The organism is Achromobacter denitrificans NBRC 15125 (assembly GCF_001571365.1).
Lineage (GTDB): Bacteria > Pseudomonadota > Gammaproteobacteria > Burkholderiales > Burkholderiaceae_B > Achromobacter > Achromobacter denitrificans.
Genome location: NZ_BCTQ01000031.1, coordinates 1 through 24,078 on the forward strand (window position 1 = coordinate 1; position 24,078 = coordinate 24,078).

The 24,078-nt window shown below is 67.2% G+C and carries 22 protein-coding genes and 4 tRNA genes; 11 read left to right on the forward strand and 15 right to left on the reverse strand.

Translation table 11 applies throughout. The features are described from left to right. Positions 1–86 precede the first annotated feature (86 nt). From ADE01S_RS22525 to rnr, 7 genes are all read right to left on the reverse strand, one after another. On the reverse strand, positions 87–896 hold the full coding sequence (locus tag ADE01S_RS22525; protein WP_062683984.1) for an energy transducer TonB: 810 nt from the start codon (positions 894–896) through the stop codon (positions 87–89). Between the two features lie 308 nt (positions 897–1,204). Continuing rightward, positions 1,205–1,280, reverse strand: a tRNA-Val gene (locus tag ADE01S_RS22530). Positions 1,281–1,436: 156 nt separating this feature from the next. Continuing rightward, complete coding sequence (locus tag ADE01S_RS22535; RefSeq protein ID WP_003812968.1) at positions 1,437–1,709, reverse strand: HU family DNA-binding protein; 273 nt, start codon at positions 1,707–1,709, stop codon at positions 1,437–1,439. A 354-nt stretch (positions 1,710–2,063) separates the two neighbouring features. Beyond that, entirely contained in the window at positions 2,064–2,744 is a 681-nt protein-coding gene (locus ADE01S_RS22540) for a Fe2+-dependent dioxygenase (RefSeq protein ID WP_062683985.1), read from the reverse strand. Positions 2,745–2,801: 57 nt separating this feature from the next. Then, positions 2,802–4,046: a cystathionine gamma-synthase family protein gene (locus ADE01S_RS22545; protein ID WP_062683986.1), complete on the reverse strand. Its 1,245-nt coding sequence runs from the start codon at positions 4,044–4,046 to the stop codon at positions 2,802–2,804. A 55-nt stretch (positions 4,047–4,101) separates the two neighbouring features. Next, positions 4,102–4,839, reverse strand: a complete 738-nt coding sequence (gene rlmB / locus ADE01S_RS22550) for a 23S rRNA (guanosine(2251)-2'-O)-methyltransferase RlmB (RefSeq protein ID WP_062683987.1) — start codon at positions 4,837–4,839, stop codon at positions 4,102–4,104. A 165-nt stretch (positions 4,840–5,004) separates the two neighbouring features. Next, on the reverse strand, positions 5,005–7,479 hold the full coding sequence (gene rnr / locus ADE01S_RS22555; RefSeq protein ID WP_062683988.1) for a ribonuclease R: 2,475 nt from the start codon (positions 7,477–7,479) through the stop codon (positions 5,005–5,007). Positions 7,480–7,789: 310 nt separating this feature from the next. Between rnr and ADE01S_RS22560 the strand changes: the two genes are divergently transcribed. Beyond that, positions 7,790–7,874, forward strand: a tRNA-Leu gene (locus tag ADE01S_RS22560). 129 nt (positions 7,875–8,003) lie between these two features. Here ADE01S_RS22560 and ADE01S_RS22565 read toward each other — a convergent pair. Further along, positions 8,004–8,615, reverse strand: coding sequence for a tRNA-uridine aminocarboxypropyltransferase (locus ADE01S_RS22565; RefSeq protein ID WP_062683989.1), 612 nt, complete (start codon positions 8,613–8,615; stop codon positions 8,004–8,006). A gap of 172 nt (positions 8,616–8,787) precedes the next feature. Here ADE01S_RS22565 and ADE01S_RS22570 point away from each other — a divergent pair. Continuing rightward, positions 8,788–8,872 (forward strand) — tRNA-Leu (locus tag ADE01S_RS22570). A 117-nt stretch (positions 8,873–8,989) separates the two neighbouring features. Here the strand turns inward: ADE01S_RS22570 and ADE01S_RS22575 are convergent. After that, positions 8,990–9,439: a GNAT family N-acetyltransferase gene (locus tag ADE01S_RS22575; RefSeq protein WP_370511549.1), complete on the reverse strand. Its 450-nt coding sequence runs from the start codon at positions 9,437–9,439 to the stop codon at positions 8,990–8,992. 379 nt (positions 9,440–9,818) lie between these two features. Between ADE01S_RS22575 and ADE01S_RS22580 the strand changes: the two genes are divergently transcribed. The 5 genes from ADE01S_RS22580 to ADE01S_RS22600 all read left to right on the forward strand — a co-directional run bounded on the left by ADE01S_RS22580 (position 9,819) and on the right by ADE01S_RS22600 (position 16,134). Beyond that, entirely contained in the window at positions 9,819–10,712 is an 894-nt protein-coding gene (locus tag ADE01S_RS22580) for a DMT family transporter (protein WP_062683990.1), read from the forward strand. Between the two features lie 27 nt (positions 10,713–10,739). Continuing rightward, positions 10,740–11,684, forward strand: a complete 945-nt coding sequence (locus ADE01S_RS22585) for an AEC family transporter (protein WP_062683991.1) — start codon at positions 10,740–10,742, stop codon at positions 11,682–11,684. Between the two features lie 10 nt (positions 11,685–11,694). After that, entirely contained in the window at positions 11,695–12,975 is a 1,281-nt protein-coding gene (locus tag ADE01S_RS22590; RefSeq protein WP_062683992.1) for an arsenic transporter, read from the forward strand. Between the two features lie 153 nt (positions 12,976–13,128). Continuing rightward, the gene (locus ADE01S_RS22595; protein ID WP_062683993.1) at positions 13,129–14,355 is read left to right on the forward strand and encodes a YeeE/YedE family protein; all 1,227 of its coding nucleotides are present in this window, start codon (positions 13,129–13,131) and stop codon (positions 14,353–14,355) included. Positions 14,356–14,439: 84 nt separating this feature from the next. Then, on the forward strand, positions 14,440–16,134 hold the full coding sequence (locus ADE01S_RS22600) for an FMN-binding glutamate synthase family protein (RefSeq protein ID WP_062683994.1): 1,695 nt from the start codon (positions 14,440–14,442) through the stop codon (positions 16,132–16,134). Positions 16,135–16,142: 8 nt separating this feature from the next. Here ADE01S_RS22600 and ADE01S_RS22605 read toward each other — a convergent pair whose 3' ends face one another. Both ADE01S_RS22605 and ADE01S_RS22610 read right to left on the reverse strand, forming a co-directional pair. Beyond that, positions 16,143–17,645, reverse strand: coding sequence for a phospholipase D-like domain-containing protein (locus tag ADE01S_RS22605; protein ID WP_082775878.1), 1,503 nt, complete (start codon positions 17,643–17,645; stop codon positions 16,143–16,145). 11 nt (positions 17,646–17,656) lie between these two features. Beyond that, positions 17,657–17,992: an ElaB/YgaM/YqjD family protein gene (locus ADE01S_RS22610; protein WP_062683995.1), complete on the reverse strand. Its 336-nt coding sequence runs from the start codon at positions 17,990–17,992 to the stop codon at positions 17,657–17,659. A gap of 343 nt (positions 17,993–18,335) precedes the next feature. Here ADE01S_RS22610 and egtD point away from each other — a divergent pair, with 343 nt between their 5' ends. The 3 genes from egtD to ADE01S_RS22625 all read left to right on the forward strand — a co-directional run bounded on the left by egtD (position 18,336) and on the right by ADE01S_RS22625 (position 20,855). Then, positions 18,336–19,313 (forward strand): L-histidine N(alpha)-methyltransferase, encoded by a 978-nt coding sequence (gene egtD / locus ADE01S_RS22615; protein WP_062683996.1) that lies wholly within the window; start codon positions 18,336–18,338, stop codon positions 19,311–19,313. A gap of 35 nt (positions 19,314–19,348) precedes the next feature. Next, positions 19,349–20,665 (forward strand): ergothioneine biosynthesis protein EgtB, encoded by a 1,317-nt coding sequence (gene egtB, locus ADE01S_RS22620; protein WP_062683997.1) that lies wholly within the window; start codon positions 19,349–19,351, stop codon positions 20,663–20,665. 113 nt (positions 20,666–20,778) lie between these two features. Continuing rightward, positions 20,779–20,855, forward strand: a tRNA-Met gene (locus ADE01S_RS22625). Between the two features lie 83 nt (positions 20,856–20,938). Here ADE01S_RS22625 and ADE01S_RS22630 read toward each other — a convergent pair. The 3 genes from ADE01S_RS22630 to ADE01S_RS22640 form a co-directional block, all read right to left on the reverse strand. Beyond that, positions 20,939–21,847, reverse strand: a complete 909-nt coding sequence (locus ADE01S_RS22630) for a hypothetical protein (RefSeq protein ID WP_062683998.1) — start codon at positions 21,845–21,847, stop codon at positions 20,939–20,941. Between the two features lie 183 nt (positions 21,848–22,030). Continuing rightward, positions 22,031–22,222, reverse strand: coding sequence for a hypothetical protein (locus tag ADE01S_RS22635; protein WP_062683999.1), 192 nt, complete (start codon positions 22,220–22,222; stop codon positions 22,031–22,033). A 139-nt stretch (positions 22,223–22,361) separates the two neighbouring features. Continuing rightward, positions 22,362–22,613, reverse strand: a complete 252-nt coding sequence (locus ADE01S_RS22640; RefSeq protein WP_062684000.1) for a hypothetical protein — start codon at positions 22,611–22,613, stop codon at positions 22,362–22,364. A gap of 256 nt (positions 22,614–22,869) precedes the next feature. Here ADE01S_RS22640 and ADE01S_RS22645 point away from each other — a divergent pair, with 256 nt between their 5' ends. Then, the gene (locus ADE01S_RS22645; RefSeq protein ID WP_062684001.1) at positions 22,870–23,055 is read left to right on the forward strand and encodes a hypothetical protein; all 186 of its coding nucleotides are present in this window, start codon (positions 22,870–22,872) and stop codon (positions 23,053–23,055) included. A 37-nt stretch (positions 23,056–23,092) separates the two neighbouring features. Here the strand turns inward: ADE01S_RS22645 and yddG are convergent, their stop codons facing one another. Continuing rightward, positions 23,093–24,001, reverse strand: a complete 909-nt coding sequence (gene yddG, locus ADE01S_RS22650; RefSeq protein WP_062684002.1) for an aromatic amino acid DMT transporter YddG — start codon at positions 23,999–24,001, stop codon at positions 23,093–23,095. Positions 24,002–24,078: the final 77 nt, after the last annotated feature.

The following is a 24,078-nucleotide window of genomic DNA, read 5'->3' on the forward strand; positions in this document are numbered from 1 at the left end:
CGGCGGCCGGCGCGGCGGCAGCCGGCGCGGCCGGGCTGGTAGTCGCCTGCGCCACCAGGGTGGCGCTATGCAGTGCGTTGGACATCTCAGTTCCTCATGACGAAATCGAACGGAATTTTGGCTTTGGCGGGATAGGCCACGCCATTACGGGTATAAGGCTTGAAACGACCCTTGCGGGCGGCGGCCAGCGCCGACTCGTCCAGGCGCGGGAAGCCCGAGGACGCATCGATGGTTGCGCGCTCGACCAGGCCCTGGGTATTGATTTCCACCAGCACCACCACCCTGCCCTCTTCACGCATGCGGCGCGAAGCCATAGGGTAATTCGGCATCGGGCGCGCGCCCTGGAATTCGATGCTGGACACCAGCACCGGCTGATCCGGCGGCGGCCCCTGCTGCGGGCCTTGCGGCGCCTGCGTGCCTTCCGGCGCGCCGCTGGGCGGGGTCTGCTGGGGCGGCGTTTCCGGCTTCACCTCCTGCTTGACCTCTTGCTTCGGCTGGGGCTTGGGCTTGGGTTTCGGCTTGGGTTTGGGCTTGGGCGCCGGCATGGGCGGCTTTTCAACCACCGGCTCGGGTTCGGGCTCGGGTTCCGGCTCGGGCTTGAGTTCAGGTTCCGGCTCGGGTTCGGGCTCGATCTCGGGTTGCGGTTCGGGCGGAGGTTCCGTGACCGGCTGCGGCACTTCGGGAGTGGGCTCGGCCTTGGCGATCTGGGGGACGGGCGCATCCACCACGCTCACCATGATGGCCTCGGGCTCTTCGAGCTCGGGACGATTCTCGGGCGCCATGAAAATGGCGCCGATCACTGCCGCATGAATCGCGAGGACCGCCAGGCCAGCGCCTGCGCGTATACCGAATGAAGACCGCGAAGAAGAATTCCAACCGCGTTGAAGACTAGGCATGAATCAGCCAGGGAGCATTGACTTATCCGGCCCGCTGGTAGGAAGGCGCGCACGCGAAGGCGGCGCCGGCTGGCCGGTACAAGCCAATAATAATATCTTAAATGCGAATGATTCGCACGTCCTATTTCGTCTGAAACAGCGTAACACTGCTGATCGAGGTCAAACGGAATGCAAAACAAAAAACCCGCCACGGCGACGTGTGCGGGTTTTTTGCGGAGTGCGGTCGGGATGTTGCCAGCCCATGGGCGGATCGTCTTGCCGGGGCCTGGGCCGGCGCTTTGAAGCAGGCCTGGCCGCCGCGGTGCTTTTGGTGGGTGCTACAGGGGTCGAACCTGTGACCTACGCCTTGTAAGGGCGCCGCTCTACCAACTGAGCTAAGCACCCATTCTGATGCAGCCTCAAGACGAAATTCGCAAAAAATCCGTACAAGCAACTGCCAACCGGGGCACTCAAAAGCAATACGCGGGCCGGAGTATACCGGACCGCGCACTCATCGGCAAATCGCTAGGCGGAAACGCCCCGCGACCTGCCCGCCGCCCATTAGTTGACGGCGTCCTTCAGGGCCTTGCCCGGACGGAACTTCGGCACCTTGGCCTTCTTGATCTTGATGGTTTCGCCCGTGCGCGGGTTGCGGCCGGTGCGAGCGGCGCGAGCCGACACGGCAAACGTGCCAAAGCCAACCAACGTAACCGTACCGCCCTTCTTCAGGGTGGTCTTGACGGCACCGATCAGGGCGTCGAGCGAACGGCCGGCAGCAGCCTTGGAGATGTCGGCCTTGCTGGCGATGTGATCGATGAGTTCGGTTTTGTTCATGCAGGTGTACCCCTCACAAGGTGTGGAGTCTGCCGGAGGTGCAGTCCATGGCCGTCATGATTGGACGCCACGAAAGACGCAAGACCCGACAAACGACGAACAGACAGTGGATAAACTTTTTTCTTGCGCTGCAAAGCACAACTTTTAAACTGCTGCGCCGCTTAGGATCCGATGGCTAAAAGCCTTCAAATCGTCAGCGACGCAGACGTGTATTAGGCCCTGGCGTGGCGCGGCTGTCAAGCGAAAACCTCACCATAACCCGCGCCAATACTAGCTTTTAGCCGTTTTCGCAATAAACAGAAACGCGCAATTCGGTGTTTGCGCGACACTGCGTTACCGCGCATCAAGCTTGCTTCAGACGTCCGCCCATCGACGCAGCAAATTGTGGTAAATCCCGGTCAGCTGCACGATGGAGGGATGCCCCGCCGCATCCTGGTTCAAGCGCTGGATGGCCACGTCCATGTCCAGGAGCAGGGCGCGCTGGCTGTCTTCGCGGACCAGGCTCTGCATCCAGAAGAAGGACGACACGCGCGCGCCGCGCGTGACCGGATTCACCTTGTGCAGACTGGTTCCGGGATACAGCACCATGTGCCCCGCCGGAAGCTTCACCGCGCGCGGGCCGTAGGTATCGTCGATGACGAGCTCGCCGCCGTCGTAGGAATCCGGCTCGGAGAAGAACAGCGTGGCCGACAGGTCCGTGCGCACGCGCTCGGCCGTGCCGGTGATGCCGCGCACGGCGTTGTCGACGTGATAGCCGAAGGCCTCGCCGCCTTCATAGCGGTTGAACAGCGGCGGAAAGATCTTGCGCGGCAGCGCCGCCGACATGAACAGGTTGTTGCCCGCCAGGCGCTGCAGGATCAGGTTGCCCAGTTCCTGCGCCAGCGGATGCTGCTCGGGCAGTTGGCGGTTGCGCTTCACCTCGGCCGACTGGTAGCCGGCCGTCACCTTGCCGTCCACCCAATCGGCGGCGTCCAGGCGGCGCCGGATGTCCGCGGCTTCTTCCGGCGTGAAAATCTCTGCTATCTGTATCAGCATGGGTCCAGCCCCGTTTGCGTTCTCGGGCGCGCAGCCGCAAGGCGCGCGCGTGCCGCATTATCCCTTCAGGCAGCCGTTGAGCGCCTGATCGAAATCAAACAGCAGATCGGCCTCGTCCTCGATGCCCACCGACACGCGGATCAGGCTGTCGGCGATGCCCATCTGCTGGCGGCGCTCGGCGCCCATCTCGTAATAGATGGTGTGCGCGGCAGGCAGCGCCAGGCTGCGGGTGTCGCCCAGGTGGGTCGCCATCAGGACGATGCGCAGGCGGTTCAGGAAGTCGAAGCAGTCCACGCCGTCGGCCAGCTCCACGCCCAGCAGGCCGCCGAAGCGCGAACCGAACAGCGCCGCGGCGCGCGCGTGCTGCGGATGGCTGGCCAGGCCGGGGTAATGCACCTTGGCCACGCCGGGGTGCCCTTCCAGGAAGCGCGCCAGCGCCAGCGCGTTGGCGCTGTGCTTGGCCATGCGCAGGGCCAGCGTCTCGGCGCCCACCGCGATGCGGTGCGCCGGTTCGGCCGCCAGCGTGCCGCCCATGTCGCGCAGGCCCTTCTTCTTGATCTGCGTCAGCCCCCAGGCGGTGGGCGCGCCCTTGCGGTAGGCCTCGTAGATATTCTCGTAGCCCGACCAGTCGTACAGGCCGGTGTCCGTCACCGCGCCGCCCAGCGCGTTGCCGTGGCCGCCGATGTACTTGGACAGCGAATTCATCACCAGCGAGGCGCCCACCGAGGCGGGCCGGAACATCCAGGGCGAGGTCAGCGTGTTGTCCACGACGTAGACCAGCCCCTTCTCGCGGCAGATCTCGCCGATCACGGCCAGGTCGGCCACCTGCGTGCCCGGGTTGGCGATGGTTTCGGTGAAGACCATGCGCGTGTTCGGCTGGATCGCCGCGCGCACCTGCGAGGAGTCGGTCGCGTCGACGAAGGTGATCTCCACGCCCAGTTCCTGCAGCGTGCCGAAGAGGCTGTTGGTATTGCCGAACACGAACTGGCTCGACACCAGGTGGTCGCCGCGGCGCAGCAGCGTGGTGAAGATGGCGGCCAGCGCGGCCATGCCGGTGGCGAAGGTGACGCTGCCCTTGCCGGCTTCCATCTGGCTGATCTTGGCTTCCAGCGCCGTGGTGGTGGGCGTGCCCTGGCGCGCGTACGTGAAGCCCGCCTTGCCCTGGAACACCGCCGCGAGTTCGCGCGCGTCGTCGTATGCGAACTCCGACGACGGATGCATGGGCTTGTGCACCGCTCCGTGCTCGACGGATTGCTTGCGGTCGGAATGGAGGATCGTGGTGGTAAAGCCGTTCTCGTGCATGATGGGGGACGCGATAGGAAGGTGTTCGACTGACTGGATGGGCGTAGCGGACGGATCAGGCGCGGCGCTGGCGCACGGTTTCGTAGAGGCAGACGGCGCTGGCCACGCTGACGTTCAGGCTTTCCACCGAACCCAGCATCGGGATGTGGACCAGCTGGTCGCAGGTTTCGCGCGTCAGGCGGCGCATGCCCTCGCCTTCGGCGCCCATGACCCAGGCCATCGGCTGGCGCGCCTCGATCTGGTGCATGCTCTCGCCGGCCTGGTCGTCGGTGCCGACGAGCCAGACGCCGCGGTCCTTCAGGGAGCGCATGGTACGCGCCAGGTTGGTCACCATCAGATAGGGCACCGTGTCGGCCGCCCCGCAAGCCACGCGCTGCACGGTGGCGTTCAGGCCGACGGCGCGGTCGCGCGGGGCGATGACCGCGTGCACGCCGGCGGCGTCGGCGGTGCGCAGGCAGGCGCCCAGATTGTGCGGATCGGTCACGCCGTCGAGGATCAGCAGCAGCGGCGGGCCCTCGATCACGTCGAGCACCTCGTCCACGTCCACCGCCAGCTGGCGCTCATCGGCCAGCGCCACGACGCCTTGGTGGCGGGTGCCGCGGGCCAGGCCGTCCAGGCGTTCCATCGGCACCGGATGCAGGCGGCAGCCCGCTTTCTCGGCCTGCTCGATGAACGTCTGCATCCGCTTGTCGCGGCGCGACGCCTCTACATAGATTTCCTTGATCGATTCGGGCGCGTGGCGCAACCGCGCGACAACCGCGTGAAACCCGGCCAGAACTTGGGTCGACGCCATAAATGCAATACCTTTAGATAAACGAATACCCGCCCCAGAGCGGGGCGGGCCACCGGACGAGGCCGGCCATAAACGCAATGTTACCCCTTATGGCTCGCCGTATGGCCCGCCGTATGGCTCGCCGTATGGCTCGCCGCCAGACGACGGCGGAGCCCTGAACCGGCCTCAATGGCGCTTGTGCGCGGCCTTCTTGGCGGGCGCCGCCCGCTTCGATGCCTTGGGCGCCCTGGGCGGCTTGCTGGCCTTCTTGGCCTCGGCGCGCCGCTCCTTGGCGGTCTGCCCCTTCAGGGCGGCCGGCTTGGGCGAGGCCGCCTTCTTCACGCGGCGCGACGGCTCGTCCGGCCCGCGGGCCGCCGCCTTGCGCAACGCGTCGAAGCTCGTGCCCTGCACCAGGCGGAATTCGATGCGGCGGGCTTCCAGATCCACGCGCGACACCTGCACCTGCACCTTGTCGGTCAGGCGGTAGCGCATGCCGGTGCGCTCGCCGCGCAGCTCGTGCAGGGCGTCGTTGAACTGGAAGTACTCGCCGCCCAGCTCCGACACGTGCACCAGGCCTTCGACGTGCAGGGTATCCAGCGTGACGAAGACGCCGAAGCTGGCCACGCCGGTGACGGTGCCGCTGAAATCCTCGCCCACGCGCTCCTTGACGAACCAGCACTTGAGCCAGGCTTCGACGTCGCGCGAGGCTTCGTCGGCGCGGCGCTCGCTGGCCGACAGGACCAGGCCCATCTTTTCCCAGATGGCATGCTCGTGTTCGCGCTGCGTGCGGCCGATGACGACCGGGTGGTCGTCCAGGCTGGGCACATAGCGCTGCCCGGCCAGCAGGGCCTTGATCACCCGGTGCGTCAGCAGGTCGGGATAGCGGCGGATCGGCGACGTGAAGTGGCTGTAGCCCGGATAGGCCAGGCCGAAGTGGCCCATGTTGTCGGGACTGTAGACGGCCTGCTGCATGGAGCGCAGGCACATGGTCTGCAACAGCTGGTAGTCGGGGCGCCCGCGCACCGATTCCAGGAAATCGCCGTAGTCCTTCGCGGTGGGGGTATCGCCCCCGCCCAGCGACAGGCCCATCGTGCGCAGGAATTCGCGCAGCGACTGCAGGCGTTCCGGCGTGGGGCCTTCGTGGATGCGGTACAGGCCCGGATGCTTGCTGCGGGTCATGAAGTCGGCCGCGCAGGTGTTGGCGGCCAGCATGCACTCTTCGATCAGCTTGTGCGCGTCGTTGCGCACGGACGGCACGATCTGCTCGATGCGGCCGAGCTCGTTGCACACGATCTTGGTTTCGACGGTGTCGAAGTCGATCGCGCCGCGCTTCTTGCGCCCCTGCGAGAGCAATTGGAAAAGCTCGTACAGGTGCTGGACCTGCGGCATGACGCTGCGCATGGCGTGCGCGGCCGGGCCGCCGGGCTGCTGCAGGGCCGCCCAGATATTCGTATAGGTGGTGCGCGCATGCGAATGCATGACGGCGTTGTAGAACTGATAGGCCGTGACCGTGCCGGCCTTGGCGCCGCTGGCGGGAATGACCATGTCGCAGACCAGCACCAGGCGGTCGACGTCGGGGTTCAGCGAGCACAGGCCGTTGGACAGGGATTCCGGCAGCATCGGAATGACGCGGCGCGGGAAATACACGCTGGTGCCGCGCTCCACGGCGTCGTCGTCGAGCGCGTCGCCCGGGCGCACGTAATGGCTCACGTCGGCGATGGCCACCAGCAGGCGCCAGCCGGGGCGCTTGCGCTGGCCCGTGCCCAGTTCCACCGGCTCGCAATAGACCGCGTCGTCGAAGTCGCGCGCATCCTCGCCGTCGATGGTGATGAGCGGCACGTCGCGCAGATCGACGCGGTCCTTGAGATCGCCCTTGCGGACCACGTCGGGCAGGCGCGCGGCCTGCTTGCGCGCGGCTTCCGAGAATTCGACCGGCACGTCGAACTTGCGCACCGCGATCTCGATTTCCATGCCGGGATCGTCGATCTCGCCCAGCACCTCGGCCACGCGGCCCAGCGGCTGCGTGTGGCGGGTCGGCTGTTCCATGATCTCGACCGCGACCACCTGCCCGTGCTGGGCGCCGTTGGTGTCGCTGGGCGGGATCAGGATGTCGTGCTTGATGCGTTGATCTTCGGGTACGACGATGGACAGCCCGTGCTCGTGCAGGAAGCGCCCCACCAGCTTGTTGGTGCGGCGTTCGATGACTTCGACGATGGTGCCTTCCGGCTTGCCGCGGTATTCGCCCGTGGGCTTGACCAGCACGCGGTCGCCGTGCAGCACCTTGAGCATTTCGCGCGGCGACAGGAACAGGTCGGGGCCGCCGTCGTCGCGCAACAGGAAGCCGAAGCCGTCGCGATGCCCCAGCACCTTGCCGGCGACGAAGTCCAATTTGGTGGCCAGCAGCAACACGCCCTTGCGGTTGGGCATCAATTGCCCGTCGCGTTCCATCGCGCCCAGCCGGCGCTCGAACCCCACCATCGTTGCGGGGCGCTCGATGCCCATGCGCTCGGCCAGCTCCACCGGAGACAGCGGCGAGCCCGCGGCACGCAGCGCTTTCAGGATGGCTTCACGAGACGGGACATCGGGATCGAAGTCCGGCGGCGCTTCGGGCAAGGGTGTTGATCTGTTGTTATTCGATTCGTTATTCGATCGTTTTGCCAAAGCTAAAATTTCCGTATATAATGCGCAGCTTCTGTGGTTCGCCCAAGGCTGAACACTGAAGCAGAAAATGGTCAGTAGGGTTGGAGTTTTGCATACCCAGAGGGTTTTTGTTAACCGGTTTTGTTAACCGCTAACGTTAACCGCTCCGGGAGGTAAACCCAGCTGCGCTTGGTTAAGCAGCCGAATTCAAAAACTGGGTTCATTGTAAAACCAACTTCGCCTGGAAAGCATGTTTTAGTTAATGTGTTTTAACTAAACCAATGCAATCAGGGCGGCAGCGTATCACATCCTTCTGACAGTATCTCTCAGTGCCCAGGTGGCGGAATTGGTAGACGCGCATGGTTCAGGTCCATGTGCCGCAAGGTGTGGAGGTTCGAGTCCTCTCCTGGGCACCACGGAATTCCGGTCGAGACATCACATGATGTCTTGATAAGTAAAAGCTGAAGAGCCCCGAAAATCGCAAGATTTTCGGGGCTTTTGCTTTTCGGCGCCCTCGCCCTATCGCCGCTTCACGCCGGCGCCCCTCATCGCCACGGCACCTTCCGGTTCAGGTGGTGGCGCGCATACAGATCCGTGCCCATGCCCGCGATCTGCCCGTCGATCAAGGCCTCGAACGGTTGCAGCAGCGCATCGAAATTGCGCGGCGCCTCGATGGCGTTCAAAGCGTGCGTCACCGCCTCGATCGTGGACAGCGCGCCCGGTATGTCGGCATGACGCACGCGGTAGCGCGTGGACAACCCGGCGGGCAGCATCACGCGCGGCAAGGCGGCAAGCGCGGGATTGATGTGCAGCAGCTTGCGCGCATGCCCCCAGGTTCCATCCGGCACGATCAGTTGTACGGGCATGCCCAGGTCCCGCCCGTAGCCGGGCGACAGCACCTCGGCGCCCTCGCCCGGAAACAGCAGGCGCGGCGCGTGGCCGGGCGCCGCCCAGTCCGCTTCCGCGAAACGCTCGCCCACCACGCGGCGCGCGCCGGCCAGCCCCAGCACGGCCAGGCGCGCCGTATTCAAGGCATGGCGCGCCTCGCTCGGATGCTGGAGCACCACGACGCGGGTACGGCAGGACAGCGAGGGGATCAGCGCGCACAGGCAGTGCGATCGAGGGCGCAGACAGCGCGTGCAAAGGGAGCGGGACATGGGGCGACACTATATCGAAAGTCGCAAACGACCCTCGCGCCAAAAAAAAACCAAAAAAAAGTGAAAAAAACGCCACACGACTTGCACACCTCTAAAAAAGTGTGCATAATCTCATTCCTCTGCTGCTGAACAAGAAACGACGCGAAAGCGAAGCGACAAGTGAAGCGACAGCGCCCAGGTGGCGGAATTGGTAGACGCGCATGGTTCAGGTCCATGTGCCGCAAGGTGTGGAGGTTCGAGTCCTCTCCTGGGCACCAATTATTACATCACGAGGTACCTGCGTGATGCGCCAAAAAAACCCCGAACGCGTAAGCGTCCGGGGTTTTTTCTTTGTTTCGCGCTTTTGCCGGGGCCGCGGGCCCGGCAGCCGCGCCCTACTTCAGCGTGCGCGTCATCACGACGTGCGGAATGCCGGCCTCGACGAACTCGTCGCCTTCCACCGTGAATCCGTGCGCCTTGTAGAAACCCGCCGCATGCGTCTGCGCGTGCAGCACCAGCATGCGATGGCCGTCGCCATGCCCCTGTTCGATCAGCGCATCCAGCAACTGGCCGCCCACGCCCATCCCGCGGGCGCGCTTGTGGACCGCCATCCGGCCGATATGGCCATCGGGCAACAGCCGCCCCGTTCCCATCGGCGCGCCGTCGGGCCCGTAGGCCACGGCGTGCACCGACACCGCGTCGTCGTCGTCCAGCTCGACTTCGGGCGGCACCTTCTGTTCGACCACGAACACCTCGTGGCGCACCGAATAGGCGTCGTCGCGCAAGCGATCCCAGGTTCCCAGGGCGATACGCACCGTGGCTTGTTTATTGGTCGACATGTCCATCCCTCGCGTGCAGCAAATGAATAAAAGAATCCTACGCCGCATTTTCGCAGGGATGAAGGCGACCCAAAAGGGGGTACGATCGCGGCTAGGGCCTGTTAACACTAAAAGGAGCCTCGCATGAGTACCCCAATGGGCGGCTATCAAGGCGCGAAGCGCAGTCGTGGCGGGACCACGGCGAGCATTCGCAACGCAGAGAGCCGCCCATTGGGGTACTCACCCTTCGGGCAGGCCCGTAATCGGGCGCCTGGCGTCGTTGCAGCCACTTTGCGTGGCACAGCCACGCGGCAGTGTCTGCGCCTAGCCAAGCCCCCGATTACGGGCCTGTGCGAGGCTCCTTTTAGTGTTAACAGGCCCTAGTCCAAGCCGACCCTGTCCCGACATGCCGCCTGCCGCTCCCCCCGCGTGGCTGAAAGCCGCGCCCGCGCTTTTCCTGCTTCTCTGGTCCAGTGGTTTCGTCGTGCTCAAGGTCGGGCTGGCCTACGCCGACCCCATGACGTTCCTGGCCTTGCGCTATGCCTGCGTGGTAGTGCTGCTGACGCCCGTGCTCCTGCTGCTGCGTCCGCCGATGCCGCGCGGCGCGGCCGCCTGGGGCCACCTGGCCATGGTCGGCCTGCTGTTGCAGGCAGGCTACTTCTGCTTCACCTACCTGTCGCTCAAGCAAGGCATGTCGGCAGGCGGCATTGCGCTGATCACCTCGCTGCAACCCATCCTGATCGGACTGCTGGCCCCGGCGATCGCGCACGAGCAGGTCGATGCCCGGCGCTGGGCTGGCCTGGGCCTGGGCGTGTCGGGCGCCGCGCTGGTGATCGTGGCCAAGGCTTCGATCGACGTGCTGTCGCCCCTGGGCCTGCTGTTCGCGGTCGGCGCCCTGCTCTGCATCACTGGCGGCACGCTGTATGAAAAGCGCTTCGGCACGCAGACTCATCCGGTCGCCTCCAACATGGTCCAGTATGCCGTCGGCCTGGCCGTCACCGCCCCGCTGGCCTTCTGGCTGGAACCGATGCGCATCGAATGGACCGGCCCGCTGTGGGCGTCGCTGGCCTATCTCGTCGTGGGCAATTCGCTGGTGGCCATCACGCTGCTGCTCACCATGATCCGTCACGGCGAAGCCTCGCGCGTATCGGCCCTGTTCTTCCTGGTCCCGCCCTGCACGGCCGTGATCGCGCTGGCGATCCTGGACGAGCCCATCCCCGCGCTGGCCTGGCCGGGCATGGCGCTGGCCGCGATCGGCATCCTGCTCGTCACCCGCGCCAAGCCGGCGGCGCCGCGCTAGAATGACCGCCCTTCCGCCTCGCTATCCATGAACGCCGTCATTACCGCCGCCCTGCCGGTCTTCGCCCTGATCCTGACCGGCTGGCTGGCCGCCCGCTGGCGCATCCTGGGGCCCGCCGCCACGGACGCGCTCAATCGCTACGTCGTCTACCTGTCGCTGCCCGCGCTGCTGTTTCGCGCCATGACGCAGGTGGACCTGGCGCGGGCCGCGCACTGGGGCTTCGTCGCCGCCTTCGCGGGCGGCATCGCCGCCACGTTCCTGGCGTCGTTCCTCGGGGCCCGGCGCACGCAGCGCGCGCTCACCGACCGCAGCATCCAGGGCCTGGCCGCGTCCTACGCCAACGCGGGCTACATGGGCATCCCGCTCTGCCTGGCGCTGTTCGGCGCGGAAAGCCTGGCGCCCGCCACGTTCACCACCCTGCTTACCGCCAGCGTCCTGTTCGGCTTCGCCATCGCGCTCATCGAATTCGACCGCCAGCAGGCGCCCAGCCTGCGCGCCACCCTGCTCAAGGTCGGGCGCGCGCTGATGCGCAATCCGTTGCTCGCCGCGCCGGTGCTGGGCCTGGCGTGGGCGTTCACCGGCGTGCCGGTGCCCGAAGGCCTGGATCGCTACGTGACCCTCCTGGGGGCGTCGGCCAGCCCGTGCGCGCTGGTGACGATCGGCCTGTTCCTCGCGCAGACCGAAACGTCCAGCTCCGGGCCGGGCGTGCTGCGCCTGGTGACGGGCAAGCTGCTGCTGCAGCCCGCCGTCACCGCGGTGCTGGCCTTCTATGTTTTCCCCATGCCGCCCATGTGGGCCTGGACCGCCGTGCTGATGAGCGCCCTGCCCATCGGCACCGGCCCTTTCATGCTGGCCGCCATGTACGGCCGCGACGCGCGGGTGACCTCGCGCGCCATCCTGGTCTCCACCGTGGCATCGGTGCTGACCGTCAGCCTGCTGGTCGCCTGGATCAGCGCGCACCCGCTCACCTGACCTCGCTTCCATGCTGCTCGCCACCGCCATCTTCGTCCTCACCATCACGCTGGTCATCTGGCAGCCCAGGGGCCTGTCCATCGGCTGGAGCGCGGTGCTGGGAGCCGCGCTGGCGCTGGCCACGGGCGTGGTCCACCTGGCCGACATCGCCGACGTCTGGCGCATCGTGTGGAATGCCACCGCGACCTTCATCGCCATCATCGTCACCAGCCTGATCCTGGACGAGGCCGGATTCTTCGAATGGTCGGCGCTGCACGTCGCGCGCTGGGGCGGGGGACGCGGCCGCCTGCTGTTCGTCCTGATCGTTCTGCTGGGCGCCGCCGTCTCCGCGCTGTTCGCCAACGACGGCGCGGCACTGATCCTCACGCCCATCGTCATGGAAATGCTGATGGCGCTGGGCTTCGGACCAGGCGCGTCGCTGGCCTTCGTGATGGCCGCGGGCTTCATCGCGGACACCGGCAGCATCGCGCTCATCGTGTCCAACCTGGTCAACATCGTCTCGGCCGACTTCTTCGGCATCGGCTTCGGCGAGTACGCCTCGGTGATGCTGCCGGTGAACCTGATGGCGGTGGCGTCCACCCTGGCGGTGCTGCTGCTGTTCTTCCACCGCAGCATCCCGCCGCGCTACGACGTGAGCCAGCTGCCCGCGCCGGCCTCGGCCATCCGCGACCTCACCACCTTCCGCGCCGGCTGGATCGTGCTGGGCCTGCTGCTGGCGGGCTTCTTCATCCTGGAGCCGCTGGGCATCCCCGTCAGCGCCATCGCCGCGGCGGGCGCGCTGGGCCTGCTGCTGATCGCCGGCCGGCAGCACATCGTCGGCACGCGGCGCATCATGCGCGAAGCGCCCTGGCACATCGTCATCTTCTCGCTGGGCATGTACCTGGTGGTGTACGGGCTGCGCAACGCCGGGCTGACCGCGCACCTGGCGCAGGTGCTGGACCGCTGCGCGGAATACGGCCTCTGGGGCGCGGCGCTGGGCACGGGCCTCATCACCGCCTTCCTGTCCTCCATCATGAACAACCTGCCGACCGTGCTGGTGGGCGCGTTGTCGATTGCCGACACCAGCGCCACCGGCGCGGTGAAGGACGCGATGATCTACGCCAACATCATCGGCAGCGACCTGGGCCCCAAGATCACGCCCATCGGCAGCCTGGCGACGCTGCTCTGGCTGCACGTGCTGGCGCGCAAGGGCCTGCGCATCACCTGGGGCTACTACTTCCGCGTCGGCATCGTGCTGACCCTGCCGGTGCTGCTGCTGACCCTGGCCGCCCTGGTGTGGCGGCTGCAATGACCTCGGCAAGCGCAACATATTACTTTTGGTTATTTAAAACTCAGGAATTGATGTTTTGAGAGATTTGCGGCCCGCCGTAGACTTTCAAGCATCCCACGGGTGCGTCCTCGCGCCCGTTTGCATTTTTACGCCTACCCCCTCCGGGACCCGCCCATGAGCACCAACGCCTCGACCCTGCCCCTGCCCGCTACGGACCTGCCGCCGATCCGCATCAACCGCAAGCCGCTGTGGATTGCCCTGCTGCTGGTGCTGGCCGGCGCGCTGTACCTGAACCAGAGCGTCGGCTGGCGACAGGGCGCGCTGTGGGTCGTCGGCGCCCTGCTCGGCGTCACGCTCTACCACGCCTCCTTCGGCTTTACCCAGGCCTGGCGCGTCTTCGTGTCCGACCGCCGCGGCGCCGGCCTGCGGGCGCAGATGCTCATGCTGGGCGCCGGCGTGCTGCTGTTCTTCCCCTTCCTCGCCGCGGGCACGCTGTTCGGCCAGCCGGTCAGCGGCTTCGTGTCGCCGCCGGGCGTGTCCGTGGTGCTGGGCGCCTTCCTGTTCGGCATCGGCATGCAGCTGGGCGGCGGCTGCGCCTCGGGCACGCTGTTCGCGGTCGGCGGCGGCAATACGCGCATGCTGGTCACGCTGCTGTTCTTCATCGTCGGCTCCGTGATCGCGACCGCCAACTTCGGCTGGTGGTCCAGCCTGCCCGCGCTCGCTCCCACCTCGCTCATCAAGACCTGGGGCCTGGCGCCCGCCCTCGTCGCGAACCTGGCCGTCTTTGCGCTGATCGCCTGGGCCGTCACGGTGCTGGAGAAGCGCCGCCACGGCCATGTGATCTCGTTCGCCGCGCGCACCGCGCGCCCGGCCTCCCTGCTGCAAGGCCCGTGGCCGCTGATCTGGGGCGGCGTGGCGCTGGTCGTGCTGAACTTCGTCACGCTGGCGCTGGCCGGCCGCCCCTGGGGCATCACGTCCGCCTTCGCGCTGTGGGGCGCCAAGGCGCTGGACGCCGTCGGCGGCGACGTGGCCACCTGGGCCTACTGGAGCAAGCAGCCCTCGCTGGCCGCGCCGCTGCGCCAGGACGTCACGACCGTCATGGACATCGGCCTGATGCTGGGCGCGCTTGCCGCCGCCAGCGCCGCCGGCAAGTTCGCGCCCGTCTGGAAGGTACCGGCCCGCTCGCTGGCCGGCGCGGTCATCGGCGGCCTGCTGCTGGGATACGGCGCCCGCCTCGCCTTCGGCTGCAACATCGGCGCCTACTTCAGCGGCATCCTGTCGGGCAGCCTGCACGCCTGGCTGTGGTTGCCGGCCGCCTTCGCGGGCAGCGCCCTGGGCGTGCGCCTGCGCCCCGCCTTCGGCCTCGCGGTCGAGAAGACGCCGCCGGCGTCCAGCTGCTGAGAAACAGTATTCCAGGAACGTCTCCCGGGCCCGGGGGACGGCCCCTGGTGTATGGTTGCTCCATCCCGAAATACGGAGATGGACATGAGCTGGATTTTCGGCCGCTATACGGCCTTTCTGTTGACCCTCGCGGGCGCGGCGATCACCGCCGGCCTCGCCTACGCGAGTTCGCCCTGGTGGCTGTGGATCGCGGTGCCGCTGGCGCTGCTGGGCGCGCTGGGCGTGTATGACCTGATCCAGCCCCGCCACGCCATCCGGCGCAACTACCCGGTCCTGGGCAATCTGCGGTTCCTGTTCGAATTCATCCGCCCCGAGATCCGCCAGTACTTCCTCGAAGACGACACGCAGGCCGCGCCCTTCTCGCGCGCGCAGCGCTCCATCGTCTACCAGCGCGCCAAGCGCGAGATCGACAAGCGGCCGTTCGGCACCCAGGAAGACGTCTACGGCGACCGGTACGAGTGGATCAACCACTCCATGTCGCCTTCGCGCATCGACGACACCGACTTCCGCGTCACCGTGGGCGGCCCCGAATGCAAGCAGCCCTACTCCATGTCGGCGTTCAACGTCTCGGCGATGAGCTTCGGCGCGCTCTCCGCCAACGCCGTCCTGGCCCTGAACGAAGGCGCCCGCCAGGGCAATTTCGCGCATGACACCGGCGAAGGCGGCATCAGCCGCTACCACCGCCAGCCCGGCGGCGGCCTGGTCTGGAACATCGGCTCGGGCTATTTCGGCTGCCGCGACGAGCACGGCGCGTTCTCGGAGGAAGCCTTCGTCAAGAACGCCTGTACGCCGCAGGTCAAGATGATCGAGATCAAGCTGTCGCAGGGCGCGAAGCCCGGCCACGGCGGCATCCTGCCCGCCGGCAAGGTCACGCCCGAGATCGCCGAAGCGCGCGGCGTCGCCCCCTGGCAGGACTGCAACTCGCCGGCCACGCACTCGGCCTTCGATTCCCCGATCGGCCTGATGAAATTCGTGGCGCGCCTGCGCGAACTGTCCGGCGGCAAGCCGGTGGGCTTCAAGTTCTGCGTGGGCCATCCCTGGGAATGGTTCGCCATCGTCAAGGCCATGCTGGAAACCGGCATCACGCCGGACTTCATCGTGGTCGACGGCGCCGAAGGCGGCACCGGCGCCGCGCCGGTGGAATTCGTCGACCACGTCGGCACGCCGCTGCGCGAAGCGCTGCGCCTGGTCCACAACACGCTGATCGGCGTGAACCTGCGCGACCGCATCAAGCTGGGCGCGTCGGGCAAGGTCATCACCGCCTTCGACATGGCCCGCGTGATGGCCATGGGCGCCGACTGGTGCAACGCCGCGCGCGGCTTCATGTTCGCCATCGGCTGCATCCAGGCGCAGGCCTGCCATACCGGCAAATGCCCCACCGGCGTCACCACGCAGGATCCCTTGCGCCAGCGCGCGCTGGTAGTGCCGGACAAGGCGCAGCGCGTGGCCAACTTCCATCGCAACACGCTGCACGCGCTGGCCGAGCTGCTCGCGGCCGCCGGCCTCACGCACCCCGACCAGCTTCGCCCCCACCATATCGCGCGGCGCATCTCGTCCAGCGAGATCCGGCTGCTGTCCGCGCTCTTTCCCGAGCTGGCGCCCGGCGAGCTGCTGCGCGGCGAATTCCGGCACCAGGTGTTCCGCGCGGGCTGGGCCATGGCGCAGGCCGGATCGTTCCAGCCGACCCACGACATCACCACCGCCCTGGCGCAGGAACACGCCGCCCAGGCCGCTCCGGGGCCGGGCCCAGGTCCGGCGCCCGCCGCCGGCCACGCCTGAGCGCGCTGCTACAGCCAGCGCTCGAACATGCGCGAGAAAAACTCCATGTAGCGGTCGTCCACGCCCCGGGCCTTCCAGGCCTCGGGCGTGATGCGCACCGAATCGGCGACGTCGCGCTGGAACAGCGCCTCCATTTCGCCCGCGAACTCCGGCCCCAGCACCACCGCGTTGATCTCATAGTTCAACGCGAAACTGCGCCAGTCCATATTGCTCGAACCGACGGTGGACCACACGCCGTCCACCACCGCCGTCTTCGCGTGCAGCAAGGCATCGCGCCGCTCGTAGAGCTTCACGCCGGCGTCGAGCAGCTCGGTGTAGTGCGAGCGGCCGGCATGGAACACCAATGAGGAATCGCTGAAGCCGGGCAGCACCAGCACGACGTCCACGCCGCGCCGCGCGGCCGAGGTCAGGACGTCGATGAACGCGGGGTCGGGCACGAAGTACGCCATGGTGATGTGGATGGACTGCTGCGCGCTTTCGAACGCCGACATCAAGGTCAGGTAGACCGTGTAGCCATCGCTGCGGTCGGGCTGATTGGCCAGGATGCGCACGCTGGTCTTGCCCGACGGCGGCGCCACGTAGGCATCGCCGCCCTTGATCGGGTCCTTGGACTGCGACTCCCAGCCTGCCCGGATGACCTCCTCCAGCTGCGCCACGGCGGGGCCCTCGATGCGCAGATGCGTATCGCGCCAGGGCGCGGCCCGGGCATCGCCGGCCGTCTGCGCGTCCGCCTTGCCGGCGTCCGCGCCCGGGCCCGAACCCGCCGCGGAACCGGAGCCTGGACTGGAACCCGAACTGGACCCCGGCGACGACTCGTACACGCTGCTGACGTTGATGCCGCCCAGGTAGCCTACCTTGCCGTCCACCACCAGCACCTTGCGGTGGTTGCGCTGGTTGGGCGACCAGCCGGCGCGCGCGCTCGCCGGGTTGACCGGGTTGAAGACCTCCACCTGCACGCCCGCCTCGCGCAGGCGCTTGAACAAGTCATCGGAAGTCTTGATGGTGCCCACCGCGTCGACCATCAAGGACACTTCGGCCCCGCGGTTGCGCGCCGCGATCAGCGCCTCGGCGAAGCGCGCGCCCTCGGTGTCGTCATCGAAGATATAGGTTTCCATGTGCACGTAGCGGCGCGCCTGCGCGATGGAGCGCAACATGGCCTGGTAGGTGCCGGGCCCGTCGGCCAGGAGCCGGACGCGATTGCCCGCCACCAGCGGCGCGCCGCTGACCGCCTGTTCGACGGCCAGGTGCCGCGCCAGGAAGTCGTCCTTGGGCGTGCGCGGATCGGCGGCGATGCCTTGCCCGCGGCGGTAGCTCTCGACCGCCGCGTCGGCCGACAGGCTGGCCTGGGCCTTGCGCGCCTGCCGCTCCTCGGAGTCCGGCACGCTCGCGCAGGCCGCCAGCAGGGCGAGGCAGGCCAACGGAAGCGCCCGCGCCCACCGGCGGATGACGGACGGCCAGGAAAACGCCGCCGGGCGCGGCCAGGCCCGGCGCGCGGCCGTGGACGGCCTCATGATGCTCAGGCTTAGCGGCGGCCGCCCGACATCAGGCAGCAGCCCAGCAGCGCGCCGAGCAGCGCGGCCACGCCCACGGACTTCCAGGCATGCTCATGCACGTACTCGTCGGCATAGGCGGTGGCCCGGCGCGCGCGCTCGCGCGCCACGCCTTCCCACTCGCCGGCGGACGCCCGCGCCTCGGCCAGTTGGCGCCGCAGGCGCGAGCGGGCCTCTTCGATCTCGGAGCCCGTGTACGACGCCGTCGAGCGCAGCAGGTCTTCGGTGCCCGCCAGCAGTTCATGGAAGCTGTCGCTTACCCGTTCGCGGTGCAAAGCCATTTCGGCGCGTTGATGCTTTCGGTTCATGGTCGCTCCTTGTGATTATTGGGGGGAGTCGGGCCTGCTCCGCCCGCGACGGCGGGTTCCGTCAGGCCACGCTCCTATTGTGGCGGCCATCCGCAAGCGCCGCCCGAGCTTTGGCAACCAGCCGTAAACCGATATTTCAGCCCGGACGCCCTGGCGGGGGACCCCGCTCCCGCAAGCCGCGTGCCGCCGCGGCAGGTCCCGCCCAAGCGTGCAGGGGCCTTGCCCGATTTCGTAAAAGTCCATTGCATTCAGCGGCTTATCGCTTGACACCGCAACCCCCCTCGCCGCCACAATAGACCTTTGCAATGCGCTTCAACCCGCCTCGAAAAAAGGAACTGAACGCATGGTTTCGCCTTCCGCCCTGTTTGCCCCCGCCGCACCGGAATTCATCGCGCAGCACCTGCAGCATCCCAGCCCGGAGCAGCTCGAACTGCGCGACGGGCTGATGGACCATCCGGCCCACGTCGACCCCAAATTCCTGTACGACGCGCTCGGCTCGGCGCTCTTCACCGCCATCACCCAATTGCCGGAGTACTACCCGACGAGGTGCGAAGCGGAGATCTTCCAGCGCCACGGCGGCGACATCGCCCGTCACATCGGCCCCGTGCAGTCGATGATCGACCTGGGCGCGGGCGATTGCGTCAAGGCCGAACGCCTCTTCCCCAGCCTGCGGCCGCGCCACTACGTGCCCATCGACATCTCCGCCGACTACCTGGAGTCCGCGGTGCGCCGGCTGCGGCTCTCCTATCCCGGCTTGCAGATCACCGCCCTCGGGCAGGACTTCTCCCACGCGCTGGCGCTGCCCCCCAGCGTCCCGGCCGAGCAGCGCCTGTTCTTCTATCCCGGCTCCAGCATCGGCAACCTGAGCCCCGAGGACGCCCGCGCCATGCTGCAGCGGATCCGCGGCCAGTGCGAGGGCGGCGGCCTGCTGGTCGGCGTGGACCGCGTGAAGTCCAGGCAAGTGCTGGAACCCGCCTACGACGACGCGCTGCACCTCACCGCGGCCTTCAACCTGAACCTGCTGCGGCACGTAAACAGCCTGCTGGACGCCGATTTCGACGTCGAGGACTGGCGCCACGTCGCGCTCTTCAATAGCGCCCGCTCGCGCATCGAAATGCACCTGGAAGCGCAGCGCGCGGTGCGCGTGGCCTGGCCTGGCGGCCAACGCGAGTTCAGCGCCGGCGAACGCATCCACACCGAGAATTCCTACAAATTCACGCCGCAGTCCTTTGCCGACCTGCTCGCCAGCGCCGGCTATCGCGACGTGGCGCACTGGTCGGATTCGCGCGGCTGGTTCTCGATTTTCAGCGCCCGCGCCTGAGGCGGGCTTTCCCGACACGCCACTGGAGGATCGCCATGGAACCTGCGTGCCTGCTGACCCACCCCGCCACCGGACCGTACGCGGCCGGCCAGGCCGGCCAGCACGACCGGTACGACGCCGTGCGCTCGACCAGCACCGCGCTCGCCGCGCCCCTGAGCCCGGAGGATTGCCAGGTGCAGTCCATGCCGGATTGCAGCCCGGTGAAATGGCATCTGGCGCACACCACCTGGTTCTTCGAGACCTTCCTGCTGACACGCTTCCACCCCGCGTACGCGATCTTCCATCCGCAGTACCGCATGCTGTTCAACTCCTATTACAACGCCATCGGCGCCAAGCATCCGCGCCCGCGGCGCGGCCTGCTCTCGCGCCCCGCGCTCGCCGAGGTGCAGCAATACCGCCAGCACGTCGACGGCGCCATGCACGAGCTGATCTCGCGCCTGGGTGGCAACGATCCGGAGTTCGACGCCTTGCTGGAACTCGGCCTGAACCATGAGCAGCAGCACCAGGAACTGATCCTGACCGACCTCAAGCACATGCTGTCGGCCAATCCCCTGCGGCCGGCCTACGTCGCGCCCGGCGCGCCCGCCCTGCCCCCGGCCACCGCCGCCGGCTGGACGCGCTATGCCGGCGGCATCACGCGCATCGGCCACGACGGGCGCGGCTTCGGCTTCGACAACGAAGGCCCCGCGCACGAGGTGCTGCTGGCCCCCTTCCACCTGGCCGACCGACTCGTCACGCAGCACGAATACCTGGCCTTCATCCGGGACGGCGGCTACAAGCGGCCCGAGCTGTGGCTGTCCCTGGGCTGGGACCTCGTCTGCGCCGAGGGATGGCAGGCGCCGCTCTACTGGGAACGCCAGCGCGACGAGTGGCGCCTCTTCACGCTGCGCGGCATGCAGGACCTGGAGCTGCAGGCGCCGGTCACGCACGTCAGCTACTTCGAGGCCGATGCCTACGCTCGCTGGGCCCGCGTGCGGCTGCCGCGCGAAGCGGAATGGGAACACGCCGCCCGCCAGTTGCCCGAGGACGCCCTGGCCAGCCGCGCCAACATGCTCGAAAACGGCCACCTGGATCCCCGCCCCGCCCCCACGCGCAACGGCTCGGGCGGCCCGGTGCAGCTTTTCGGCGACGCCTGGGAATGGACCGCCAGCGCGTACGACGCCTACCCCGGCTTCAAGCCGGACACCGGCGCCGTCGGCGAGTACAACGGCAAGTTCATGTGCGGCCAGTACGTGTTGCGAGGCGGTTCCTGCGCCACGCCCCGCGACCACATCCGCCCGAGCTACCGCAATTTTTTCCCGCCCGACGCCCGCTGGCAGTTCTCCGGCATCCGCCTGGCGCGGGACGCCTGAAACGCCGCCCGAAGATTTAGATGACGCGCCGCTTGCATCACGCAAAAACTTCATGCTAGAATTTCGTTCTTCGTTGATCACCGCTTGCAACGCAATAGCGAGTGAAACGACGTGGCGCATTAGCTCAGCCGGTTAGAGCGACGGAATCATAATCCGCAGGTCCCCTGTTCGAATCAGGGATGCGCCACCAAAGAATTGCAAAAAAAGGCCCTCGCACCAGCGAGGGCCTTTTGTTTTCCGCTCAAGGCTTTTTTCCACTCAAGGGCGTTACGCTCAAAGCTTGTAGGGCAGATCGCGGCGCCTGCCGCCCCAGGTTGCCGCCAGGCTGGCCACGAACGCGCCGATCAGCATCGACGCGAAACCCCACAGCGCGAATGCGGCCGCGGCCTTGCGCGCGCTGTCGGCGGCCTCCTTGGCCTTCTGGCGGGCCTCGTCGGCCGCCTTCTTCGCATCCTGGATCGCCTGCTCGACGCGGCGCTGCGCCACCACGGGCTCGATGCCGGCCTGCGCCGCCACCACTTTCGCCACGTAGTCGCGGTCCTCGGGCGTCATGTTGCCGCGCGCCAAGCTCATCGCCACGATGCGCCCGACTTCGGCGCGGGCGCCGGCCCGGTCGCCGCCGGCATCGGGACGGTCGCTCCTGAGCAGCACGTCGGCGAAATACTCGCTCGCCTGCCCCCTGGCGCCGCCGCTACCCGCCGCGGCGGTGGCGGTCGCCGCGGCGCCCGCGCCCGCCGCCACCGTCGCTCCCGTCTTCGCCACGCCGGAAGCCAGCGAGGCCAGGGAAGCGCCCAGCAGCGCCGCGCTCACTACCGCGCTCAACGCCCACACCAGAAAGCCATGCGCCGTGTCGCGGAAGTAGATTTCGTCCGAATGCGTGTCGACCCACTTGGTGCGCAGGCGGCCCGCGACGTAGCCGGCAATGCCGTAGGCCACGATCTGGGTGAACAGCATCCAGGCGATGACGCCGATGCCGACGGCCGGCGCCGACAGCCCTTCGTCACCCCAGGGCGATACGGAAAGAAAGCCCAGCCCCGCGCCGCCGGCGAACAAGGCCAGCGATAGCGCCGCGGCGATGACCGCTCCGGCGAGTACGGCCGCCCACGATACCGCCGAGACCGCGGATTCGCGCGCCGGCACGCCGTCGGGATAGGGTTGGTTCAACATCGATGGGTTTTCCATGGACTCTTCCTTGTTCGTTGCCTGGCGGCGACCCCGCCGCCTCGGCAGGTAAGGGCCGGCCTCAATGCCAGAAAAGCGCCAGCAGGATGATGATGGGGATAGGTACGCCAAGCAGCCACAGAAGGATCGAACGCATGGCAGTCTCCTTGCGTGAATCGCGCGTTGCGCGCGGGTGGGCGACGGTCAGGCCAGGTCTATCGTGCGCGGATCGCTGGGATCCGGCCTGGGCGGAAAGGCGGGAGTGTCGTCGGGATCCTCCGGCGGCGGTTCCGGCACGGGCACGGAATCGTCGGGCGGCAGGTTGCCGGGAAGCGCGGGATCGTCCGGCGGCAGGTCGTCGGGCAAGCCGGGTTCTCGATGCGTGGGCTGGGACATGGCGGGATCTCCTCGATCGGCGCAGGATGCGCTCGCGCCTTTCCAGCAAATCGCGTTCCCGGCGCTTGCGGGCCGGCGCTGGCCGCAAGCGCGCGCCGCCTTGGGCGACGGCCCTGTCGCCGCCTGGGCGGCGGCCGTTTCAAGGCTTGGGCTTGCCGTCCTTGGCCGGTTCCGGGCCGGCCGGGTCGCTCTTGCCCAGGAAATTCACGACGGCGGCCTTCCCCGCCACGGAAGCCTCGTCCTGGCTGCCGTAGCGCTTTTCGGAATAATTGGTGCTGCGCACATTACCGCTGTCGGGGTCGAACAAGGTGATGATCCAGGCGAACTCGCCGGGCATCAATTGCCGGACCTGCAGCGTCGCCCGCGTACCAGGGCGCAATTTCTGCGGCATCTGGCGGCCTCTTGATTGATTCGACGTCGCCATCGTAGCGCAAACCCGGCGCTGCCACGACCTCCTCGCGAACGATCCGAAATGCTGCGTTCGCACATGAAATCCATGCTGCGCGCCCCGCGGCTAATACGCCACAAACCGCGCCGAGCGCCAGGAAAACCCTAGGGCCCGCCGCGCGATTACAGGCGCACAATCATTACAAACTAGACCGCAAAGCGGCGCCGAATCCCTTTAATCAGGCGAGGACGGAGACAACATGACTCACGTAGCAGTGGTTATCAGCTGTTTGATGGTTATGGGTATCGTCGCGTTGGTGATTCAAACGATTCAAAGCGCAGGGCCCGAGCCCTGGCTGAAGATATCGGCGGCGATCGTCAGTTCCCTGTTCGCTTCGCTTCTGCTGATCCCGCTGGGATACGCGGTCGCGCAATCCGTGCTCTGATCGAGCGATTCCTTTTTTCATGACGGCACGCCCGGAACTACCCGTTCCGGGCAGCCTTGCCGCGCGTTGCCGCCCAACAGATCAGCGAACCGGCGGTGACCATGGCCACCCCTTGCCAGAAGGCCGGGGCCAGCCGGGTCGTTAGCCACACGGCCGCGAAGAAGGTCGAGAAGACGGGCGTGAAGTACGAAGCCGTGGCCAGCAAGGTCAGGTTGCCTTTGAGTATTCCCACGTTCCACAGCGCATAGCCTGCCGCCATCGCGCCGCCGGTCACGCACAGTTCAAGCGTGGCGGGCCAGGTGAACGCCAGCGCGGGCTCGTCGCCAAGCAGATACTTGGCCCACAAGGCCACCGCGGTCAGCATGAAAAACAAGGTGACTCCGTTCTTGCCGTCGGCGTAGCGGCGCGTCACATTGCAGTACAGCGCCCAGATGACGGCGCCGCTGAAAGCCAGTCCGTAGCTGAGGGGATTGCTGGAGACGTTGGCCACGGTGCGTTCCCACGACAGTCCTCCCGACCCGCCGACCACCCAGACGATGCCGCCCAGCGATAGCAGGATGCCGGGCGCCACCCAGGCGTTGGCGCGCTGGCCGTTGATCAGCATCGCCAGGATGACCGTGAAGCATGGCCACAGATAGTTGACGATGCCCAGCTCGATCGCCTGCCCTCGGTTGGCCGCGAAGCCCAGGGAAAGCGACAGGCAGATCTCGTAGGCCACGAAAAGCAGGCTGCCGACGATGAGGTAGGACCGCGGAAAGGTCCGCAATCTGGGGAGTCCCAGCAACAGCACCAGGAAGATGGAGCCCGTCGTATAGATGAGGGCGGCCCCGCCGACGGGGCCGAAGCTTTCGCTGACGCTGCGGATCAAACCAACCACCGTGCCCCACAGCAGCACCGCCAGCAAACCCAGGGAAGTGGCCGTATTCCGGCCGAAAGAAAATTGCATTACCGTTTCCGATTGCCCGTCGTTGTCCGCGCTGCGCCTCGGACGCCAAGCCGGGCAGTGTAGCGAAAACCCGGACG

Coding starts and splice junctions, on each gene's coding strand:
- ADE01S_RS22525 (WP_062683984.1), bottom strand. CDS start 896: ATGCCTAGTCTTCAACGCGGTTGGAATTCTTCTTCGCGGTCTTCATTC.
- ADE01S_RS22535 (WP_003812968.1), bottom strand. CDS start 1,709: ATGAACAAAACCGAACTCATCGATCACATCGCCAGCAAGGCCGACATC.
- ADE01S_RS22540 (WP_062683985.1), bottom strand. CDS start 2,744: ATGCTGATACAGATAGCAGAGATTTTCACGCCGGAAGAAGCCGCGGAC.
- ADE01S_RS22545 (WP_062683986.1), bottom strand. CDS start 4,046: ATGCACGAGAACGGCTTTACCACCACGATCCTCCATTCCGACCGCAAG.
- rlmB (WP_062683987.1), bottom strand. CDS start 4,839: ATGGCGTCGACCCAAGTTCTGGCCGGGTTTCACGCGGTTGTCGCGCGG.
- ADE01S_RS22565 (WP_062683989.1), bottom strand. CDS start 8,615: ATGTCCCGCTCCCTTTGCACGCGCTGTCTGCGCCCTCGATCGCACTGC.
- ADE01S_RS22575 (WP_370511549.1), bottom strand. CDS start 9,439: ATGGACATGTCGACCAATAAACAAGCCACGGTGCGTATCGCCCTGGGA.
- ADE01S_RS22580 (WP_062683990.1), top strand. CDS start 9,819: ATGCCGCCTGCCGCTCCCCCCGCGTGGCTGAAAGCCGCGCCCGCGCTT.
- ADE01S_RS22585 (WP_062683991.1), top strand. CDS start 10,740: ATGAACGCCGTCATTACCGCCGCCCTGCCGGTCTTCGCCCTGATCCTG.
- ADE01S_RS22590 (WP_062683992.1), top strand. CDS start 11,695: ATGCTGCTCGCCACCGCCATCTTCGTCCTCACCATCACGCTGGTCATC.
- ADE01S_RS22595 (WP_062683993.1), top strand. CDS start 13,129: ATGAGCACCAACGCCTCGACCCTGCCCCTGCCCGCTACGGACCTGCCG.
- ADE01S_RS22600 (WP_062683994.1), top strand. CDS start 14,440: ATGAGCTGGATTTTCGGCCGCTATACGGCCTTTCTGTTGACCCTCGCG.
- ADE01S_RS22605 (WP_082775878.1), bottom strand. CDS start 17,645: ATGAGGCCGTCCACGGCCGCGCGCCGGGCCTGGCCGCGCCCGGCGGCG.
- ADE01S_RS22610 (WP_062683995.1), bottom strand. CDS start 17,992: ATGAACCGAAAGCATCAACGCGCCGAAATGGCTTTGCACCGCGAACGG.
- egtD (WP_062683996.1), top strand. CDS start 18,336: ATGGTTTCGCCTTCCGCCCTGTTTGCCCCCGCCGCACCGGAATTCATC.
- egtB (WP_062683997.1), top strand. CDS start 19,349: ATGGAACCTGCGTGCCTGCTGACCCACCCCGCCACCGGACCGTACGCG.
- ADE01S_RS22630 (WP_062683998.1), bottom strand. CDS start 21,847: ATGGAAAACCCATCGATGTTGAACCAACCCTATCCCGACGGCGTGCCG.
- ADE01S_RS22635 (WP_062683999.1), bottom strand. CDS start 22,222: ATGTCCCAGCCCACGCATCGAGAACCCGGCTTGCCCGACGACCTGCCG.
- ADE01S_RS22640 (WP_062684000.1), bottom strand. CDS start 22,613: ATGCCGCAGAAATTGCGCCCTGGTACGCGGGCGACGCTGCAGGTCCGG.
- ADE01S_RS22645 (WP_062684001.1), top strand. CDS start 22,870: ATGACTCACGTAGCAGTGGTTATCAGCTGTTTGATGGTTATGGGTATC.
- yddG (WP_062684002.1), bottom strand. CDS start 24,001: ATGCAATTTTCTTTCGGCCGGAATACGGCCACTTCCCTGGGTTTGCTG.